Genomic DNA, 16,486 nt, shown 5'->3' with positions numbered 1-16,486 from the left:
ACCTGGATAAGATGTTATGACCGATTATAAGCCAACTCTAAATTTACCGAAAACTGACTTTCCTATGAAAGCCAGTCTGGCTCAGCGCGAGCCTGGCATGCTGAAACAATGGCAACAGAAAGATGTGTATCAGCAAATTCGTAAAGCGAGTGCAGGGCGTCCGAAGTTTATTCTTCATGATGGACCTCCCTATGCAAATGGCAATATTCATATTGGTCATGCAGTTAACAAAATACTAAAAGATATCATCATCAAATCACGCTCATTAGATGGGTTTGATGCGCCTTACGTGCCTGGTTGGGATTGCCACGGTTTACCCATCGAGCACAATGTCGAAAAGAAGAAAGGCAAAGCGGGGCAAAAAGTTCCTTTTGGCCAATTTCGTCAACTGTGTCGTGATTATGCGAACCGTCAGGTTGATGGGCAGAAAAAAGATTTTATCCGCTTAGGCGTGTTTGGTGAGTGGGATAATCCCTACCTCACCATGAACTATGACCAAGAAGCGAATATCGTTCGAGCATTAAGCAAGATCGTTCAGAATGGCCATCTGCATAAAGGTGTTAAGCCAGTCTATTGGAGTGTTGTCGGTGGTTCTGCATTGGCGGAAGCCGAAGTGGAATATCACGACAAAACATCAGCATCCATCGATGTGCGTTTTGCTATGTCTGCAGAAGATGTCAGCACCGTCTTCAACTACGACAATGCAGACAAATTGGCAGCTTCTATTGTTATCTGGACCACCACTCCCTGGACATTACCTGCTAATCAGGCGGTTTCTGTACACCCTGAGTTAGATTACGCTTTGGTAAAAGTTGATACTGGCAATGGTGATGAATTGCTGGTCTTTGCTCGTGATATGGTTGAAAACATCATGTCTCGTTATGACATCGAGCATTTCGAAGTCGTCGCGACGGCAAAAGGCGATTCACTGGAACTAAAAGAAGTGGCTCATCCTTTTATCGACAAAAAAGTACCTTTGTTGTTGGGTGACCACGTTACCACCGAAGCGGGTACCGGATTGGTTCATACGGCTCCAGATCATGGTGCAGACGATTTTAATATCGGTCGTAAATACGATATCGATGTTCTCAATTATGTGGGCGCTGATGGCGTTTATTCACAACAAACACCTTTCTTTGCTGGTGAGCATGTTTACAAAGTTGAAGATAAGGTATGTGAATTATTAGCTGAGAAGGGCGCACTGGTACGCCGTGAGAAACTCACTCACAGTTATCCTCATTGCTGGCGTACTAAAACACCACTTATCTTCCGTACTACACCGCAGTGGTTTGTCAGTATGGAACAAAATGGTTTACGTGATAAAGCATTAGCAGCCATCAAAGATGTGCAGTGGATCCCGGATTGGGGTCAGGAGCGTATCGAAGGTATGGTTGATGGACGTCCCGATTGGTGTATCTCTCGTCAACGTACCTGGGGTGTACCTTTATGTTTGTTGGTTCATAAAGAAACGGGCGAGTTGCATCCTGATGCGACTGCTATCATGGAAAAAGCCGCGCAAAAAATTGAGCAAGAAGGTATTCAGGCATGGTTCGACATGGAAGTATCAGAGCTACTTGATACTGATGTTGAACTGTACGAAAAGATCGACGATACCTTGGATGTTTGGTTTGACTCTGGCGTAACTCATGCTTGTGTGACAGCGGTACGTGAAGTATTGCAACATCCTGCTGATCTGTATCTTGAAGGATCGGATCAACACCGTGGTTGGTTCCAGTCATCATTACTGACCAGCATCGCGATCAACGGTGAGGCACCTTATAAGGCTGTACTGACCCACGGATTTACCGTAGACAAAGACGGTAAGAAGATGTCTAAATCAGTGGGTAACGTTGTAGCCCCGATGGAAGTCATCAATCAGTGGGGAGCGGATATATTACGTCTGTGGACTGCGTCTTCTGATTATCGCGGTGAAATCACTGTGTCTGACGATATCATCAAGCGCACCTCTGATACTTATCGTCGTATCAGAAATACTGCGCGCTTCTTGCTATCTAACATTCATGGTTTTGATCCTGCGACTGATTTGGTCAGCGCAGAAGATATGCTGCCTTTGGATCGTTGGGCTGTGAATGCTGCCTATAAAGTTCAAGAGCAAATCAAAGTTGACTACACCGATTATAAATTCTGGCAGGTAGTGCAACACATCCATCATTTCTGTGCGATGGATCTGGGCGGTTTGTATCTCGATGTCATCAAAGATCGACAGTACACCGCTAAGCGTGGCAGCTTGGCACAGCGTTCTTGCCAAACGGCGATGTATCACATCATTCAGGCTCTAGCCCGTTGGATGGCACCGGTATTGTCGTTTACTGCAGAAGAAATCTGGCAACATGTTCCTGGTCATCAGGGTAATGAAACCATCTTTGTAGAGACCTGGTATGAGCAATTGACCGCTTATGGCAGTGACGAAGTGATTTCATTGGCCGACTGGGAAAATATCCGTACAGCAAAAGAAGCGGTCAACAAAGCCATTGAAGCACTGCGTAAGGACAAAACCTTGGGTGGCTCTTTGGAAGCAGAGGTGACCTTGTACGCAGATGGTGACATGTTGGCGAGCTTACAGAAGTTAAAAGACGAGTTACGCTTTGTTTTGATTACTTCGCAAGCTAATGTGGTTTCTGGTGACGGCGGCCAACCAACTGACGTAGCTGGTTTATCATTAGAGATCAAAGCTTCGGAGCACGCAAAGTGTGATCGCTGCTGGCATCGTCGTGAAGATGTTGGTAGCCATGCTGAGCATGAAACTCTCTGTCATCGTTGTGTTGAAAACGTTGATGGCGACGGTGAAACACGAGAGTTTGCTTAATGATGTCGTTATTTAAAGACACCGGGCTACGCTGGTTGTGGCTCTCGGTGTTGGCTTTAGGGCTGGACCAATGGACCAAAACCTGGGCTGAAAACAACATGGAAGGGCGTGTCATTGAGGTGATGCCCCATTTCAACCTAATTTTGGCACACAATAAAGGAGCGGCTTTCAGCTTTTTGGCGGATGCCGGAGGCTGGCAGCTCTGGTTCTTTTCAATATTGGCGATTGCTATTAGTGTTGGATTGATAGTGTGGTTGTCGCAGCTAAAGCGTGACGAGCGTTGGCTGGGTATTGCTCTTGCTCTGGTGCTTAGTGGTGCCATCGGTAATGTGATTGATCGGCTCATCTATGGCTATGTGATTGATTTTATTGATTGGTACATAGAAGGTTACCACTGGCCTGCCTTTAATATTGCTGATTCGGCCATCGTGATTGGGGCCATTATGTTGTTAATTGATAGTTTGTTTTTTGCTGAGCGAAAAGAAAATGAGTCTAAATAATTGTATTGAAGCAGATAGTCGAGTGCTGGCTCATATTGAGCTATCGGTAGATGATGGCAGTGTCGTGGATTCAACCCGCGTTGAAGGTAAACCCAGCATTATTCAGCTGGGTAACGAATCACTTAGCCCTGAGTTAGAAAAGAACTTAATGGGTATGAAAGTGGGCGATAAAAGCAAGTTCAAGGTATCGCCAGAGGGTGCTTATGGTCATCCACAACCAGATTTGATTCATTTTCTTGATATTAATACCTTTGCCAGCGATATTGAATTAAAAGAAGGCGCTATTGTTGCTTTTGAACAACCTGGCGGAAACAATATTCCTGGTATTATTCGCGAAGTGCAAGGGGTGTCTGTTAAAGTGGATTTTAACCATCCTTTGGCAGGACAAAGTGTCACTTTTGATGTCGAAGTAGTCGCTATTAACGATTTTTCTGAAATACAGGCCGGATAATGGAAATTTTATTAGCCAATCCTCGTGGGTTTTGTGCAGGCGTTGACCGTGCAATTGAGATAGTTAACCGTGCTCTAGAAGTGTTTGGTGCACCTATCTATGTTCGGCACGAAGTCGTTCACAATAAGTTCGTTGTTGATGGGCTACGTGAAAAAGGTGCGGTATTTGTAGAAGAAGTTGAAGACATTCCAGAAAAAAGCATTTGTATCTTCAGCGCTCATGGTGTGTCGCAAGAAGTTCGCGCTCAGGCAGAAGAGAAACATCTTAAAGTATTTGATGCCACCTGTCCGTTAGTTACCAAAGTTCACATGGAAGTCGCACGCTGCAGCCGTAAAGGGCACGAATGTATCCTGATTGGCCACAAAGGACACCCCGAAGTAGAAGGTACTATGGGGCAGTACGACAATAGCGAAGCGGGTATTTATCTGGTTGATGACATTGAAGACGTAGAGAAACTTGAGGTTAAAGATACTGATAATCTCTATTACGTCACTCAAACAACACTGTCTGTAAACGATACCAAAGTTATTATCGATGCACTTAAGAATCGGTTTCCCAATATTCAGGGACCACGCAAAGATGATATTTGCTATGCCACACAAAATAGACAGGATGCTGTACAGTCGATGGCTGCGCAAACTGAGCTTATGTTGGTGGTTGGCTCCCAAAACAGCTCTAACTCTAACCGCTTAAGAGAGTTAGCTGAAACCGAAGGTACCCGCGCTTACCTCATTGATAATGCAGAAGAAATTCAATCTTCTTGGTTAGAAGGGGTGAACAAAATCGGAGTGACCGCAGGCGCATCGGCACCAGAGGTTCTGGTACAGTCGGTAATTGCCCGCTTACACCAAATGGGCGGAGTTTCGGCTGTTGAGCAGCAAGGTCGTGAAGAAGACGTTGTCTTTGTATTGCCAGCTGAGTTACGTCAGTAGTCAAAGCCATCACTATTGAAGTGATGGATTAAAAAGCGGTTTCCTAACGTTGGTGGAGGACCTCATGATATGTCCTCCACGATAGTTTTTATCAAAATGAGACTTCAAGCACAGAGTTAATTCCCTCCTCACCGCTTATCGGTTGCGGTCTGGCGCTTGTCGGTAGCGGATTGTCTATCTTACTGTTTTCATTAATAGTTATACTCAGATAAAAGTTAACTGATTAATGATATGAGACGCATCAAAGGTTTTACTTTACTGGAAGTGGTAGTGACCATCGGGTTGGTTGCTATATTGGCAGCGTTTGCTGTCCCATCATTCCGAACATCCATTCAAAACAACCAGTTGGCGGCTTGTTCTAACAAGTTTGTTTCGGCCATTCAACTGGCAAAATCAACGGCTGTAACTTCTAGAACTCGTACTCAGATTGCTCGAGTAGCTTCGACAACTGGCATAAGATTCCAGGTCACAGATGAAGGTAACAGTAGTCAGGTGCTCGAAGTTTTTGAATGCTTAGGAAATGATATTTCTATCTCTCTTTCTCCTGATGTCGCTAACATTCAGTACGGCTCTACGGGGTTTCGTGCTGACGGTAATGGTCAGGTTCAACTCACCGTATGTAATGAACTCAGCAAAGGTAAGTTGGTGACGGTGACAACTGGCGGTGGCGTATCAACAAAATCTTTAGGTAACTGCTAATGAAGTCAATACGAAAACAATTGGGTGTCTCACTCATTGAGGTGCTGGTAACTGCGGTTATTTTGGGTGTTGGGTTGCTGGGTGTAGCAGCATTACAGTTAACCAGTATTAACAGTAATCAAGAGGGTCAGTTTCGAACTCAGGCATCCGCTGTAGCAGAAGATTTGCAATCTCGGATTCGAGGCTCTCGCATGGCGTTGTACGAAAGTAACCTGGATTCTTCTGTCTTTGTTAAGAATATGATTACTGCTTACAGTGATGCTCCTTATACTTGTGGCTCCGCACCGGCTAAAAAGTGTGTGAGTTCTTCAGATTGTTCGCCTGCTGAAGTTGTTACTTATGATAAGTGGGAAATGTGCGAACTTGCTAAAGCCGAGTTACCTGAAGGCGAAGTTTATGTTCGCAGCGTGGCTGGTTCGGTTCATGCTCAAATAGCTGTGGCCTGGACACCTACCGCAGCGCGAGAAGACTTAGGCCAAAAAACTATTGTTAATTCAGCATGCACCTCCGTGGGTGTAAGCGCTTCTAAAGATTGTGTCATTTTGCAGGTGATTCCATGATTCGTTATTCGATAAAAAAATCGTCGGGCTTCTCTCTGCTTGAGCTCTTAATTGCCAGCGTTTTGGGATTGATATTGTTAGCTGGTGTTATTTCCTTGTTCTTAGGATCTCGCACCACTTTTACTATGCAAGAACAAATGGCTAATGTTCAAACGGATGGGCGCTTTGCATTAATGTTTTTAGAACGTCATATCGAAAATGCTGGATGGATAGAAGGTGACTTTGGCGGAACCATTTATGCTGTTGACTTTGATGCTGCAAAAACGACGGATGGTGGTTCTGGTGGCAATGACTCTATTACGGTATCGATGGAAGTTCCGACTGGCACACAAGATTGTACTGGGTCAACGGTTACAACCAGTGTCATGACGAATCGGTTTTATTTAGGTGGCACCGACAATACGACTTTGCTATGCGAAGGTAATGGTGGTGGTACTGCTCAACCGATTGTAGAAAATGTAGAAAGTTTTCAACTTTTATATGGTGTAGATACTGATGCCAATGGTGTTGCTAATCATTATCTTGATGCAACAACCGTTAGAAACAACGGTAGCGCGCTAAAGGTGGTCTCTGTCCAGGTTGCTTTATTAATTATGTCTGAAGACAAAACACTGCAGCAGAAAGTTTCAAAAACTTACGACGTACTGGATCAAGAAGTGACACGAGATGATTTGCGTTTACGTCGTGTTTTTCGACAAACCATATTTATGCCTAATCAAGCGTATAGCTTGATTCCTAAACAAAGTTAAGGTGGTTGACTTATGAATGTGACAATACAAAAACAGCAAGGTGCAGCCTTATTTGTTGCGCTTGTTTTTTTGGCCATTTTGATGGTGTTAGGAGTAACGGCTGTTAGAAATAGTTCGTTCCAAGAAAAAATGGCAACCAATGTTCATCAGCAAAACTGGGCTTTTGGTGCCGCAGATGCAGGTGTTAATGCTTTTAACACTTTGGCAAACGAAGGTGATGATCGCAGTGATTCTCAACATATTTTATTCCGCGCTCGTATCAATGGCAGTGTGAACTTTTGTGTTGACGAGAAAGGTGCTGAAGGTGCATGCGATTCTACTTTCTTAGACGGTACTCAAAAGTTAACTAAAGCAGAAGTTGATGTTAACAAAGAAGGTTGTTTTCAAAAGTTATGCACAGGATTCAGTTTAAGCGCTGATCCTCGTTCTGGAATCCAATGCATTGTTTATAAAGTTGATGGTACAGGCAATGCAGTCGGTGTTGAAGAAGAAGTCGAGTGGTGGGCATTTCAAATCGGTGCTCGATGCTAACTTAACGACAGTTTTTTCGATTTAAAGTAAAAACTTTGATTATGGTGAAAAAGATGAAAACCTTATTGAATAAGTTCAAGTGGATAGCGTTGGCGAGCATTTATTGCTTGGCTACCACAGGTACTGCTTTCGCAGAAGATACGGAGATCTTTTTTAGCAATCAGCAACAAACCACGACGACACCTAATATTTTATTTATTTTTGATACGTCGGGCAGTATGTCGTATGTTGCGAGTGGCTCATCTACTAATGAGTCTCGTATCAATATTATGCGTAATGTGTTGCTTGAGTATCTAGACACAGTAAACAACGTTAACATCGGTTTAGCTCGTTTTAGTGTTCCTGGTGGTCCTATTCTTCAGCCAGTGGTTGGTGTTTCTCAGCCTGCTGCTCCCGTGATAACCACTAACGTTTCTGGTTCATCAAACGACGCCACTCAAACGCTCTCTAATGGTGTAATGTCATTAACCAGTCGCGATCTTGATTTAACCACCAACAGCATGGCTGGTATTCGTTTTACCGGGGTTAATGTTCCTCAAGGTGCCACGATTACTTCTGCTACTTTAACGTTTTCTACTCGCAGTGATTCATCTGGTGCTGCGTCGTTTACCATCACAGGGCAAGACTCTGATAATGCATCAGAGTTTACCTGGAATAACAGTGACTTGACTTCTCGCGCCAAAACTTCTGCTTCCGAAACTTGGACTCCAGGAGATTGGGAAGCACCAGGTACCGATGTGAATGGTGATCCTTTGCCACCAAATGCATATACATCGACTAATGTTCGAAGCATTGTTCAAGAGATCGTTGATCGTAACGGCTGGTGTGGCGACAATAGCATGGCATTTTTTGTTAATGCTTCAACAGGTTTTAGACGCGCTTTATCTTATGATGGTGACACGGTTTATACTCCCAAGTTGACCATTGAATATGATTCAACCTTACCTCCTGGTGCTAGTGGATGTTTCGTTCGTTCTGTGTCCCGTCAGGTGAGTATGCAGGAATATGATTTTGAATATACTTCATGGTACAGCCTGGACACCTATAGCTATACATTAGATTTTTATTATCAGTCTAAGTACAGCAATTCGACCAATGCTGCTGTTGGATTGTACTTCGATGATTTAGATATTCCGCAGGGCGCTAACATTATCGACTCTTTCATTGAGTTTGTTGCTTATGATACGAATAATGCCTATGCACAAATTAATATTAGTGCTGTCAATAGTGCTAATCCTTCATCTGGTGCATCCGATATTCGATACGCCAGCAAAACTGGTAGTATATCTTGGGTACCTCCTACTTACACGCCACACCGTTCGGTGTATTCAACCAGTAGTCTAAATACTATTATTAATGGTCTTGTTTCTAAAGCTGGTTGGACGAACGGTAATAGCATGGCATTTTGGTTACGTGGTGGGGCCGGGCGCAAGCAAGTTTACAGCTTCCGTTCTCCAGTAAGAGCACCTCGTTTAGTTGTGAAATATAAAACAGTATTTGATCCAACGGTCTTTACTAAACGAGAAGTGTTGAAATCTTCTGTTAATGATTTTCAGGCTAGTGGTAATACACCTATCAGTGACACCTTGATGGAAGCGGCTCGCTATATGAGAGGTGACCCTGTTTATTATGGTGCAAAACGTGGATCCGGACGCAGCCAATATAATCGTGTTAGTAGCGTAGAAAGTTTTGAATCGTCGGGCGTGTTATTCCGTCCAGCAGGATGTTCTGATGACAACCTGAATAGCAGTAATTGTCGCTATGAAGAAATCTTCAACTCGCCGAAATATATTTCTCCTATTCAGGCAAGTTGCCAATCAAACCACGTCGTACTGTTAACGGATGGTGCTCCTACATCTCATAATTCAGCAACAGCTACCACTTACAATGGTTGGACTGGAAATACTTGTCAGCTGTGGGATGCTGGTAAAGACTGCTCGAATAAAATTGTTGCCTTTATGAAGAATGAAGATCAGGGGATTGGGGTCAGTGGCACTCAAACCGTGACGACTCATGCGATAGGTTTCGATTACTCCAGCTCATTCTTGCAGGATTTGGCAGAAGTTTATGGTGGTGGTTTGTATAAAACGGCTGATGACCGTGCTTCACTTTTAGAAGCCTTGCAAAGTATTACTGACTCGGTTTTAAAAACGAATAATACCTTTGTATCGGCTGGTGTTACGGTTAATCAGTATAATCGTTTAACACATAACGATGAGTTGTACTTCTCGTTATTTGAGCCTAGTACTTCTGCAGCTTGGCCTGGCAACATTAAGCGTTATGCACTTGACCAAGTCTCTCGTAATATTGTTGATGAAAAAGGTGATAATGCGGTAAATGCTGTGACCGGTGAGTTTGACGATTCTGCCAGCAGTTATTGGTCAACAGAAATTGACGGTAACATCGTAAAAGCTGGAGGTGTTGCTAACAAACTGGGCGTTAATCGTCGTATCTTTACTCAGTTGGGTTCAACGAAAGATTTAACAGCTAGCTCAAATCGAGTTCGTGAATCTAACTCAACGATCACTCAAGAAATGTTAGGTGCTATTGATGCCGCTGACCGTACAGGCATATTGCAATGGGCTCGTGGTTATGATGTTGATGGCAATGACCCTTCTGCTGCCCATAATAATGTTGGTGACCCTTTGCACTCGCAGCCTGTTTTATTAAGTTATTCTGATGGTTCAGGTGTTAAGTCGTCTATTTATGCAGGCACTAATCATGGTTTTGTTCACTCGTTTAATTCGGATGATGGTACCGAGAATTGGGCCTTTATCCCGCAAGAGCTACTATCAAATCTTAAGTTAGCGCGCGAAAACGAAGACGGTGCGGATCATTTCTACGGTATTGATGGTTCTGTTGCTTTATTCCATCAAGACACTGATGACGATGGTTTGGTTGACAGTGGTGAAAAAGCTTATCTTTATGTTGGTATGAGACGTGGCGGTAAGTCTTACTATGCTTTAGACATTTCTGATAGAACGGCTCCGCGTCTGATGTTTAACATTAAAGCAGGCTCCAGTGGCTTTGAAAACATGGGACAAACTTGGTCAACGCCAGTCATTGGTTATATGAAGATTGGCTCTGGTGACGCACCTAAGTTAGTGATGATGTTTGGAGGCGGTTACGACACGACTCAAGACACCGAAGACACGGTAGCTAATACTGACGCAGAAGGTAATCGTGTTTACATCGTCGACGCACTGAGCGGTACTAAGCTTTGGGATAGCTCTATGGCGACTCAGGCTGGTGGTGCTGCAGGCCCTGTATCTTCGATGAACGCTGTTCCTGGCAATGTTAAAGCGTTTGATTTGAACGGTGATAACTTGCTTGATAAGTTTTATGTATCAGATACTAAAGCTCAGATTTTCCGCTTTGATATTGATCACGATACCAAAAAGATCACGGGTGGACGTATTGCTCACTTAGGTGATGTGGATCAAGATACTGCGAGTGAAAATCGCCGCTTTTATTACAACCCCGATGTTTCGATTGTTAGAGACTCTAACTCGGGTGAGCGTTACATGTCGGTGGCTATTGGTTCAGGTTATCGAGCACATCCTTTAAATAAAAAGGTTAAAGATCACTTCTATGTATTGCGAGACAAAGGGGCTTTAACCAACTCTTGGCCTATGGATGCCAAGATTGGTGACCTACTGAACGCGACGAATGTATTAGGGGATGCTGATGCTGATGGTATTAGCGATGCCGCTGAACAAATTCAAGATAATGATTTGAAAGGTTGGTATGTGGAGTTCCCTACCACGGGCGAAAAAGTGTTAGCTGAATCCATTACGTTTAACGGCGTTATCGTGTTCACAACCTATATTCCACCAGGTGGCTCGAATGCCTCTTGCCAGCCAGCTGCAGGTAGTGGCCGTGCATTTGCTGTGAATATTCAGGATGGTTCACCTTATCGTGATACTAACTTTGATGGCAGTGTTGAAGCTAATGACCGTTATGTTGATTTAAATAGCGTTGGTATTCCTCCTGCTCCGCAAATTTTGTTACCATCTGGCAGCGGTAAACCTATTACTTTGATTGGTCGTACGCCTATTGAAGATTTGGTTCCTGAGTTACCTAAAACACTAATGCCTATTAAATGGCAACATAAATAACGCTTGGAGGTCATTGCGTGATGAAAGCAAAAGGCTTTACTTTAGTTGAGGTCATGGTGGTATTGGCTATTATTGGAATCATCGCCGCTATAGCCAATTCGAGCTATAGCGAGTCCATCGCCAAAAGTAAACGTAGTGATGGAATGGGTGCGCTAATGAATGCCGCAAATGCCATGGAGCGTCACCGAGCTGCTAATTATAAGTACTCGGGAGCAGTTGCTGGGACGACTTTTACTGCGACGGTTCCTGCAGATGGTGGTCGCCCTTACTATAACATTACCATTAGTAATCTTTCTGACACCGAGTATACTTTGACGGCGACAGCCGTTAATTCTATGGCTGATTATGATGGCAGTTTGACACTCACTAACACTGGCGTTAAAACTTGGGTGGATAAGAAAGGAACTACTCATAATTGTTGGCCTGAGAGTGGAGCTTCTTGCTAAAGCATTTTGTTCTCATTAAAAAACCGCCTTTTTAGGCGGTTTTTTAATGCCTTTCTAAAAGTGTGGTTACTCTTGTAAGGGAATACAATTAATAGGGTTTTATGGCAAATAAATATAATTTAAATGAAATAATCTTTTCATCTTTTGCTGCATTCCTGCATTTGATTCGCTTAAACGGGTAAATATTGCCAGTGTCACAGGATTTTGTTTTTGAAGTGTTACTTTGTTCGCAAATAAACTTGGATATTTAGGTACAATCCTTACCTAGTAAAGTTCTTCATTTATGTCGTTGATGGACATTATCGTAATCGGAGTTAACTGCGTTTTCTGATTACGAAGCTCAACACAATCAGTTGGGCGCTGCTTACGGAAAAGAATGTGATAGCCGTTATAGATTGTACTCGTTTTTACTCCTAGCAGAGACTTACACACTTTAAAAGATTCGTTTGTCGAAATGGGCCTGTGTTTAAAACTGGGCTCAGTGGGTTTGTTGTGCCTATCGATGAGCGACTATTAAACAGCAAACTTATGGATTCATTAACCATGAAAAATACAATGAGATGGCTGCGACTGAAGTCGCTAATGATTGTTGGCTTATACAGTTTTTTATCAATAGGGAGCGCCTATGGTGAAGATATTGAGATCTTCTATGGCAGCCGTGCTCAGCAAAAAGATACCACACCGAACATACTGTTTATTTTTGATACATCAGGCAGTATGACGAATCGACTCGCCAATTCGCAAGATACGCGAATTGAAACCATGCGAGAGGTGTTATTGGATTTTTTTGATTCATTACGAGATGTGAATGTTGGCCTGGCTCGTTTTACCGTACCGGGCGGCCCCATTTTACAACCGGTAATGGGGGTTGATGAACCTGTTGATCCACTGGTCATAAGTAATATTACTAGTTCTGAGAATGATGCTTCAGAGTCCAAGCTTCAAGGAGGACGAATGATTCTGGGAGCTGAAGAACTGAAACTTGCTAATACTCATTTGACGGGACTGCGCTTTAAAAATGTTGATATTCCGCAAGGCGCAAAAATTACTTCGGCCACTTTAACTTTTTCTGCTGCTGATGATTCTACGGGTGAGACACAGTTTTCTATTGCCGCTGAAGCTAGCGATGATGCTCAGCCATTTTTGAACAGCGCTAAAAATTTATCTAATCGCCCTAAGACTCGAGCCTCTGTTGCCTGGAAACCGGAATCTTGGGAGTTACCCTCTGGGCAAGATACAACGCCTAAGTCTTACTCTTCGTCGGATGTCACTTCGGTTATTCAGGAAGTTGTAGATCGTAATGGATGGTGTGGCGGTCACAGCATGGCGTTGTTTATTTCGGCGATTTCTGGAACCCGTGTTGCTCATGCTTATGACAGCAGCAACTCCAATGGCTTTGCACCCCGCTTACGTATTGAATTTGATCGCAATTTACCTCCCGGTGCTAATGGATGTTTTACTGTGACAGAATCCGTTGCAGTTAATAAACAAGATTATGATTTCTATTATGATTTTAATCAGAACTCTTATAACGCTACCGATTCACTATTGCGCTTCCAGGCGTCTACACGAATTGGTTTGTATTTTGATCAAGTCAATATTCCAGACAATGCGAATTTGCTCGATTCCTATATTGAGCTTGTCGCTTATCAGGATGATAACACCAATCTGAAAACCACTATTCGAGCTGTTAACTCTGGCAAACCTCCATCAAAAGCTCCTGATATTATTCGTGCTGATAAAACCTCTGCGTCTGTCGATTGGCAACTTAACGGTTTTACTCAAAACAATGAGCGTTATCGTACCGACTCGTTAAATGACATCGTTCTAAGCTTAATTAAAAAGTCAGACTGGAAACCCAAAAATGCTATGGCGTTTTGGATGGATAGTGTCACGGGCTGGCGCAATTTCCGTAGTGCTGGTAGTCCTTCTAGAGCACCCAGATTAGTGGTTCGCTATAAAACGGTATACGGTACGGATCATCAGTTTACTCGAAGAGATATTTTAAAAGCATCGGTTAACGATTTTATTGCTGATGGGTCAACACCGATCAGTGACACCTTATTGGAAGCTGGACTTTACTTCCGCGGTGAAGGGGTTCTTTATGGTAAAGATCGCGGTGCAGGCAAAAAAACCAGTAGCCGAATTAGTAGCCCAGAGGCACTTGAAGCTTCAGCTATTTTAAATCGTGGTGACGGTTGTTTCGCGGGTAATCTTGATAGCGAAGCTTGTCGAGATGAACATTATTCGAATTCACCAAACTATGTGTCGCCTATCACTGATCAATGTCAGTCCAATCATATTGTTTTGTTAACGGATGGTGAGCCAACTTCTCACAGTCAGAACACTAACTCAACTTACAATCGTTGGACGAATCAGACTTGCGAAAACTGGGATTCGGGTTCAGATTGCTCGGTAAAAATTGCTCGTTTCTTAGGTGAAGAAGATCAACGCGCTAATTTGCCAGAAAAACAAATTGTTAAAACACACACCATTGGTTTTGATTTTAGTCATGAGTTTTTAGAAAACGTCGCTTCTGCAGGCGGTGGTTCTTATGTTGAAGCAAACAGTCGGGAAGAATTACTTCAGGCTTTACAAAATTTGACGGACAGTGTTTCTAGAAGCAGTAACTCATTTGTATCAGTCGGTGTTACCGTTAACCAATACAACCGTGTGTCTCATGCAGAAGAAATCTATTTCTCATTATTCCAACCTGAGGGTACTGCGTCTTGGCCTGGTAATGTAAAACGTTATCGACTGGATCAAAAGACTCGTAAGATTGTTGATAAAGAGGGCAATGTGGCTATTGATCCTAATACTGGATACTTTAACGATGGTGTAACCAGTTACTGGTCTGGCTCTCCTGATGGCAGTGTTATTGCTCGTGGTGGTGTGGCAGGTCGATTAGAAGTTAATCGTAAGATTTATACTCAGTTGGGTGGTGAAAAAAGTCTGACTGCCGATATTAATAAAGTCGTTGAAGATAACGGTGCAATAACAGCCAACATGCTAGGTGTTGGTTCTGATGCAGAACGCACCAAAGTTATACAGTGGGCCAGAGGTTATGATGTTGATGGAGCTGATCCTGCAGTGGCTCATAAGAACATTGGTGATCCTTTGCATTCTCAACCGGTTTTGGTGGCTTATCCTAATGTTTCCGCAATTTATGCTGGAACGAATCATGGCTTTGTTCATTCATTTGATTCAACGACTGGTAAAGAGAACTGGGCGTTTATTCCTGAGGAATTATTAAAGAACTTAAATGTTGCGCGTGAGAATGAAACTGGAGCCTCGCATCTTTATGGTATTGATGGCTCTGCAACGGTTTATCATATCGATACCGATGATGACGGTGTTGTTGATTCTGGCGAGAAAGCCTACCTCTATATCGGAATGAGACGCGGTGGTGATTCTTACTATGCATTGGATATCTCGGACTACAAATCACCACGTTTGATGTTCTCGATTTCTAATGACACCGCAGGCTACGAAAAACTCGGACAAACTTGGTCAAAACCTGTGATCGGCAAAATGAAAATCGGTCGTGGTGGTGGCGAACGCTTAGTCATGGTATTTGGTGGTGGCTATGATCTAGCACAAGACACCGAAGATACCAGCGCGCACAATGATAAAGTAGGTAACCGTGTTTACATCGCAGATGCTCTGACTGGTAGCAAAATATGGGATAGCACTAAGGCCAAGAAACCTGCCAATGCCAAAGTGGGACTTGTTAGTACTATGAATGGAGTGCCCGGAGACGTTAAGATCTTCGATCTGGATGGCGACGGTCTGTTCGACAAGTTTTATGTTGCGGATACCAAAGCGCAGGTATTCCGTTTTGACATTGATAATGAAAAACGAACCATAACAGGGGGCAGAATTGCGCAGCTCGGTGACACCGATAATACTTCTGCCAAAGATAACCGCCGTTTCTTCTACAATCCTGATGCATCGATTAATCAAGACGTGTTAACGGGTCGCCGCTATATTACTCTGGCAATAGGATCGGGTTATCGAGCCCATCCATTAAATGCCAAGGTAGAAGACCGCTTCTTTGTTATTCGTGACGAAAAAGCCTTGTCGAATGAGTGGATCGATGAATTAAAGATTGATGATTTATTAGATGTTACCAACGTTTTGGGCGATGCTGATAAAGACGGCGTGAGCGACGCGGCAGAAGGGATTAAAGATAAAGATCTTAAAGGTTGGTATATCACCTTCAAAGACAAAGGTGAGAAGGTGTTGGCATCTGCGGTAACCTTTAATGGTATCGTTCAGTTTACTACCTACATTCCACCGACCAATCATATTCAGCAGTCTTGTAAGCCGCCAGAAGGGAATGGACGCGCTTATACGGTTAATATTGCTGATGGTATGCCTTTCCGTGGCGATAACTTCTCTGGCACTTTGGACCCTAATGATCGTTATATTGATTTGAATAGCAGTGGTATTCCATCGCAACCACAGATTTTGTTGCCACAAGACGGTAAGCCGCTAAATATGTTTGGCCCCGAAATCTACGAGGATCTACTGCCCGAGTTGCCCAAAACGCTGATGCCGATCCGCTGGCGTCATAAGCGTCAATGGGAGACGGCTTCTTCGAATTCAAACAGTAACCCTTAATTCTATCTATCCTACAACGGTCAGTGCATATTCTGGCCGTTGTGGCTGAA

Annotated in this window: 11 protein-coding genes; all 11 read left to right on the top strand. The window is 43.4% G+C overall.

The window, feature by feature from the left end:
- Positions 1-16: 16 nt before the first annotated feature.
- The 11 genes from ileS (at position 17) to NH399_RS01025 (ending at position 16,436) form a co-directional block, all read left to right on the top strand.
- A complete protein-coding gene (gene ileS / locus NH399_RS01075; protein WP_253036558.1) occupies positions 17-2,827 on the top strand; it encodes an isoleucine--tRNA ligase in 2,811 nt (936 codons plus the stop codon).
- Positions 2,827-3,327 carry a signal peptidase II gene (gene lspA / locus NH399_RS01070; protein ID WP_253036557.1) on the top strand — a complete coding sequence of 167 codons (501 nt, stop codon included), beginning with the start codon at positions 2,827-2,829 and terminating at the stop codon, positions 3,325-3,327. Before ileS ends, lspA begins: the two co-directional genes overlap by 1 nt.
- Entirely contained in the window at positions 3,314-3,778 is a 465-nt protein-coding gene (gene fkpB / locus NH399_RS01065; RefSeq protein ID WP_253036556.1) for an FKBP-type peptidyl-prolyl cis-trans isomerase, read from the top strand. The genes lspA and fkpB overlap by 14 nt, the downstream gene beginning before the upstream one ends.
- Positions 3,778-4,710, top strand: coding sequence for a 4-hydroxy-3-methylbut-2-enyl diphosphate reductase (ispH, locus tag NH399_RS01060; RefSeq protein ID WP_253036555.1), 933 nt, complete (start codon positions 3,778-3,780; stop codon positions 4,708-4,710). Before fkpB ends, ispH begins: the two co-directional genes overlap by 1 nt.
- Positions 4,711-4,941: 231 nt before the next feature.
- A complete protein-coding gene (locus NH399_RS01055; protein ID WP_253036554.1) occupies positions 4,942-5,409 on the top strand; it encodes a GspH/FimT family pseudopilin in 468 nt (155 codons plus the stop codon).
- Positions 5,409-5,969: a type IV pilus modification protein PilV gene (gene pilV, locus NH399_RS01050; protein ID WP_253036553.1), complete on the top strand. Its 561-nt coding sequence runs from the start codon at positions 5,409-5,411 to the stop codon at positions 5,967-5,969. Before NH399_RS01055 ends, pilV begins: the two co-directional genes overlap by 1 nt.
- Positions 5,966-6,718: a PilW family protein gene (locus tag NH399_RS01045; protein ID WP_253036552.1), complete on the top strand. Its 753-nt coding sequence runs from the start codon at positions 5,966-5,968 to the stop codon at positions 6,716-6,718. Before pilV ends, NH399_RS01045 begins: the two co-directional genes overlap by 4 nt.
- 12 nt (positions 6,719-6,730) lie before the next feature.
- Positions 6,731-7,249, top strand: a complete 519-nt coding sequence (locus NH399_RS01040; RefSeq protein WP_253036551.1) for a PilX N-terminal domain-containing pilus assembly protein — start codon at positions 6,731-6,733, stop codon at positions 7,247-7,249.
- Positions 7,250-7,302: 53 nt separating this feature from the next.
- Positions 7,303-11,367, top strand: a complete 4,065-nt coding sequence (locus NH399_RS01035; RefSeq protein ID WP_253036550.1) for a pilus assembly protein — start codon at positions 7,303-7,305, stop codon at positions 11,365-11,367.
- A gap of 20 nt (positions 11,368-11,387) precedes the next feature.
- A complete protein-coding gene (locus NH399_RS01030; RefSeq protein WP_253036899.1) occupies positions 11,388-11,813 on the top strand; it encodes a type IV pilin protein in 426 nt (141 codons plus the stop codon).
- A 543-nt stretch (positions 11,814-12,356) separates the two neighbouring features.
- Entirely contained in the window at positions 12,357-16,436 is a 4,080-nt protein-coding gene (locus NH399_RS01025; RefSeq protein WP_253036549.1) for a PilC/PilY family type IV pilus protein, read from the top strand.
- The last annotated feature ends 50 nt before the right edge of the window (positions 16,437-16,486 follow it).

Source organism: Pleionea sp. CnH1-48, assembly GCF_024124665.1.
Classification (GTDB): Bacteria; Pseudomonadota; Gammaproteobacteria; order Enterobacterales; family Kangiellaceae; genus JAMXSB01.
Note: the sequence above shows the minus strand (reverse complement) of the source record. Positions and strands in the feature narration are given on the sequence as shown.